This window comes from Bacteroides sp. OF04-15BH (assembly GCF_003477995.1).
In the GTDB taxonomy this organism is placed as follows: Bacteria; Bacteroidota; Bacteroidia; order Bacteroidales; family Bacteroidaceae; genus Paraprevotella.
In genome coordinates, this window is record NZ_QUEM01000070.1 from 1 (window position 1) to 4,945 (window position 4,945).

4 protein-coding genes are annotated in these 4,945 nt (G+C 51.3%); 2 read left to right on the forward strand and 2 right to left on the reverse strand.

The features are described 5' to 3' along the window. Positions 1-93: 93 nt before the first annotated feature. Positions 94-678, reverse strand: coding sequence for a Crp/Fnr family transcriptional regulator (locus DXA74_RS15635; RefSeq protein WP_118529047.1), 585 nt, complete (start codon positions 676-678; stop codon positions 94-96). A gap of 474 nt (positions 679-1,152) precedes the next feature. Between DXA74_RS15635 and DXA74_RS15640 the strand changes: the two genes are divergently transcribed. Continuing rightward, positions 1,153-2,457, forward strand: a complete 1,305-nt coding sequence (locus DXA74_RS15640) for a DUF4099 domain-containing protein (RefSeq protein ID WP_118404850.1) — start codon at positions 1,153-1,155, stop codon at positions 2,455-2,457. A 25-nt stretch (positions 2,458-2,482) separates the two neighbouring features. Next, entirely contained in the window at positions 2,483-4,570 is a 2,088-nt protein-coding gene (gene topB, locus DXA74_RS15645) for a type IA DNA topoisomerase (RefSeq protein WP_118529049.1), read from the forward strand. Positions 4,571-4,666: 96 nt separating this feature from the next. Here topB and DXA74_RS15650 read toward each other — a convergent pair. Continuing rightward, a partial coding sequence (locus DXA74_RS15650; protein ID WP_199666210.1) for a dihydrofolate reductase family protein occupies positions 4,667-4,945 on the reverse strand: 279 nt, incomplete at its 5' end.

The window sequence follows — 4,945 nt, forward strand, 5'->3', positions numbered from 1 at the left end:
ACCAAAGATAAGACAAAGATAAAAAGAAGAATCCTTTGGCAAATTAAGACGCTCTTGGAATATTGTTATGAATGCAAATTTCTAAACCTATGTTTATTTTTTGTTGTCAAAACTTTGCTTGCGTCTTATTCGGCTCATGTGTACGGGTGTAATTTTGAGGTAGGATGCTATTTCTTTTAGTGATACCATTTGGAGGATTGCAGGGCATTTTTTTAAAAGTTGGAGGTAACGCTCTTCCGGTGTGAATCTGAATAAATCCAAATAACGTGAATATGATTGGAAAAACATCTGTTCGGCTGCGATACGGGCTATCTGTTGGCTTTCTTTGTTCTCCTCGAATTTTTGCTGTAAGAATGCAGAAGAACAGATGTAAATCTCGCACGGGATTATCGCCTGTATATTCAATTCTGATTTCATGCCATATAAGCAAGTGGGATAATCGGCTATAAATTCATTTGGAAAGGAAAAACCGACATTATACGGCTTGTTTTCTGTCCGGTTGGTGCAACTGTATTTGACTACACCTGACAAGATAAACCCGAAGAAAGAACAGGCATCACCTTCATGGAGAATAAACTCATTCTTTTTATAATGTCGTAACTCTCCATGTTTCAGACACAACTCCTTGAAGAAATCTATGTCTATGTTACTCATATATGAGTTGAATTCGGCTATCATTTGTATATAAGAGAAATGTTTAGAGGTTTTATCCCGATTTAGTTACCGCAACCGGGTAATTATACTAAATAGTTGATTTTCTTTTGTTTTCTGCGGATGCAAAGGTACAAAAGAAAATGATATTTCAGACAGTCTTTTCCGTTTCAAACGACAAATCCCGGAACCTGAATATACGCCCAGTATCTATCCGTTCAATCTGCCCAAGTATCTCTTTTCTGAATGAAGCCATATTTATGTTCCTTGATTTTATTTACAAAGATAGTGTGATATAATTACCATGTAAAAACATAATGAATATTTTGCTGGTGATATTCTAAATTCTGCGAATAATGTTCGCAGTAATTACCGTACCCGGACAATTTCAGACACCGCAGGACAAATTCGGACAGCCCTTGCCGCCCGTCCAAATATAGCATATTTAGTCGCTACCTTTGGGCGGGACTATTCCCGTAACCGCTAAAATTTCAATTATTTATGACAAACAGAATGACCCCGCCCGCAGAGGGGCAGGAAAAAGACGTGCTGCTGGTCTTGGATAAACAGCAGGGCAAGGTGAGTGCCGTTAAGGGTATCGACAAGGAGGGCAATTTGCAGACCGTACCGCCGACACAGGGCGGCGAGTTCATGCAGGTGGACAAGAACAGCGATGTGTTCAGCAACTTCATTTCCAATTTCTTCCGCAAGTTTCAGGACACTTCCGGACTGGAACTTTTCAGTGTCAAGGCTTCCCAAGCGGAGCAGGACGCAAAGGCAATCGAGGACAACCACCGCAACCCCACACCGGAGGGCGGCAAGCGGGCTGAAATGCTTCGAGTTCCGAAGCCCGACTTCCACGAGTTCAAGCAGGGCTACCGCTTCGACCCGGCAAAAATCGACTGGGAGAACCTGAAAAAAGTCGGCATTACCGCCGACACCCTGAAAAACACGAAAGACTTCGACCGGGTGATGCGTGGCTACAAGTCCCGCAACACCTACACCGTTTCGGGGACGGTGGGCGGCTTCTACCTCAAACCTACCGATGTCAAGCTCTCTTTCTATCAGGCAAAGGACGGCACGGTTGTACCCAAGCTGCACGGCGTGCAGCAGGACGAGAAACTGTTGCAACGCCCGTTCCACGAACACGGGTTCACCAAGCAGGAGCAGGGCAACTTGCAAGGCACTGGCAACTTGGGCGGCATCGCTGAAATCAAAGACCCGAAAAACGGCGAGCAAATCCCCGTGTTCGTCAGCCGGGACAGGTACACGCACGAACTGGAGTATATGCGGGCTGACAAGTGGAAATGCCCCGACACCATTTGCGGCGTGAAAGTCAGCCCGGAGCAGAAAGCCGCCTTTGAAGCCGGGCAAGCGGTGAAAATGGAAAACCTGCAATTCAGGGACGGCACGAAGCGCAGTGCCTATTTGCAGGTCAGCGCAGTGGAGCGTGGCTTGGAGTTCCTGCCGAGGTCTGCCGTCCAGTTCTTGCAGCAGGGGCAGCAGCCCGCAGAGCAGCAGGTAGCCGGGATAAAGGACGGCAAGGGCGTTGAGTTCAACGGTCATGTGCAGCCCGGCGCACAAGGCAAATCCCCCGACAAGGTGCAGCCGAAAGACGTTACCCCCGCCGCCGAGAGCCGGACGCAGGTAGCGGTCAATTCGGAGGGCAAGACCAACGAAGCCACCAAACAGGGCAAAGAGCCGCTGAAACAGGGTCAGGACAAGCCCACCGCCAAGCAGAAAGAGAAGCAGGACAAGAGCCTGAAAGCGGACAAACCCAAGAAGTCCAAAGGAATGAAAATGTAGTACCCACCTTAAAAAGTAAAGAATTATGATTGCATTGATAGCAGAGAAGCCCAGCGGGGCAAAGGATATCGCCCGCATCATCGGGGCGACCCAGCGTAATGACGGTTATCTTTCCGGCAACGGGTATATGGTGACATGGGCGTTCGGCCACTTAATCCAGCTTGCCATGCCGGAAGCCTATGGCGTGGCGAACTTCCGCAGGGAGAGCCTGCCCATACTGCCGCCCGATTTCCAATTAATCCCCCGTCAGGTGAAAGCGGAGAAAGGCTACAAGGCAGACCCCGGCGTTCTGAAACAGTTGAAAGTGATAAAGGAAGTGTTCGACCTGTGCGACCGGATTATTGTCGCCACCGATGCCGGTCGTGAGGGTGAGCTAATCTTCCGCTACATCTTCCATTACCTGAACTGCCGAAAACCATTTGTGCGCCTGTGGATAAGCAGCCTTACCGACAAGGCAATCCGTGAGGGGCTGGATAACTTGCAGCCGGGAGAATGTTACGATAACCTCTACCTCTCTGCCAAGTCCCGCAGCGAAGCGGACTGGCTGATAGGGATAAACGCCACCCAAGCGTTGAGCGTAGCCGCTGGGCAGGGAGTGTTCTCGCTGGGCAGGGTGCAGACACCCACGCTCGTGATGATATGCAGCCGCTATTTGGAGAACAGGAATTTCGTACCCGCCAAGTTTTGGCAACTCAAAGCGGCGACCGCCAGCGGGGGAATAAGTTTCACCGCCCAATCGACCGCCAAGTGGGAACAGCAGCCCGAAGCCATAGCCGCCCTGCAACGGGTTAAAGATGCTGGACAACTTGCCGTGAAATCCGTTGAGAGGAAAGAAGCCAGCCAAGAACCGCCGCTTCTGTACGACCTTACCACGCTGCAAAAGGAAGCGAACACGAAGCTGAACTTTTCGGCTGACAAGACGCTTTCCATAGCGCAAAGCCTGTATGAAAAGAAAGTGATGTCCTATCCGAGAACCGGAAGCCGCTATATATCGGAGGACGTTTTCGATGAAATGCCGGAGCGTGTCGCCCTGTTAGGGCAATACCCCCGCTTTGCCGGGTATGCCGCCGGGCTGGACGGCACACCCCTGAACCGCCGCAGCGTGAATGACGGCAAAGTGACCGACCACCACGCCTTAATCATTACCGAGAACCTGCCCGGCGAACTCACCAAAGACGAGCGGGCGGTTTACGAGCTGGTAGCCGGGCGTATGCTGGAAGCCTTTTCGGGCAAGTGCGTGAAAGACGTTACCACCGCCATATTGTCGGCTGGAGATACCGACTTCACGGTAAAAGGGTCTGTGATGAAAGTAATTGGGTGGCGTGCCGTGTTCGGCGAGCAGGAAACGGGCGGGGACGAAGAAGCCGCCAGCCTGCCGCCGCTTCAAGAGGGCGAAAGCCTGCCGATTTCCAACGTGGAACTGTTGGAGAAGCAGACCAAGCCGAAACCGCTGCACACGGAAAGCAGCCTGCTTGCCGCAATGGAGAACGCCGGAAAGGAACTGGAAGATGCCGAACTGAAAGCCAGCCTGAAAGATGCCGGGATAGGCACGCCCGCCACCCGTGCGGCGATTATCGAAACGCTGTTCGCCCGCCAGTACATCGTGCGTGAAAAGAAGAACCTTGTGCCTACCGACAAGGGGCTTGCCGTTTACAAGATAGTCAGGGACAAGAAGATTGCCGATGTCGAAATGACGGGTATGTGGGAAACCGCCCTTTCCAAGATAGAAGCGGGCAGCATGGATGCCGACACGTTCCGAAAGGGTATCGAGGTGTACGCAACGCAAATCACGGCGGAACTGCTTTCGGTACAATTATCTGTTGCGGGCGGTGAAACCTGCCCCTGCCCGAAATGCGGTAGCGGGCGCATCCTGTTCTACCCGAAAGTGGCGAAGTGTTCCAACGTGGACTGCACGCTTACCATATTCCGCAACAAATGCGACAAGCAGCTTTCCGACAAGCAGATTGTCGAACTGGTGACGAAACGAAAGACCGGGCTAATCAAGGGCTTCAAGGGCAAGAACGGCAAGGTTTTCGATGCTTCGCTGGTACTGGACGAGCAGTTCAATGTCGGTTTTTCATTCCCCGAAAAGAAAGCGAAACCGAAGAAATAGCCTATCTTTGCCGCTGAAATTTCATTGTGATAGGTTTTGCAACTTATAATAATTGAAATTTTAGTGGTTGCGCCCGGCGGGAACCGGGCGCATTTTTTATACGCTCCCGCCAAACAGGTAGGTCGAACAGACCACCCCGTTATCCAGCACCCTGCTTTCCGAGAGTTTCCAATGTGAGCCGGATGTTTCCCCGATAAAGCCGATGCCTTTGCCCGCCATGACCGGGACGGTGTATATTGTCAGGCTGTCCAGCAACCCGGCTTTAATCAATGAAGTAAGCAGCTTGCCGCCGCCCACCACCAGCATGGCGGTTTCCTGTTTCAATTCATAAATTCTTTGCAGCGGTTCTTCGGTCAGGAACTCCACGCCGCAGTC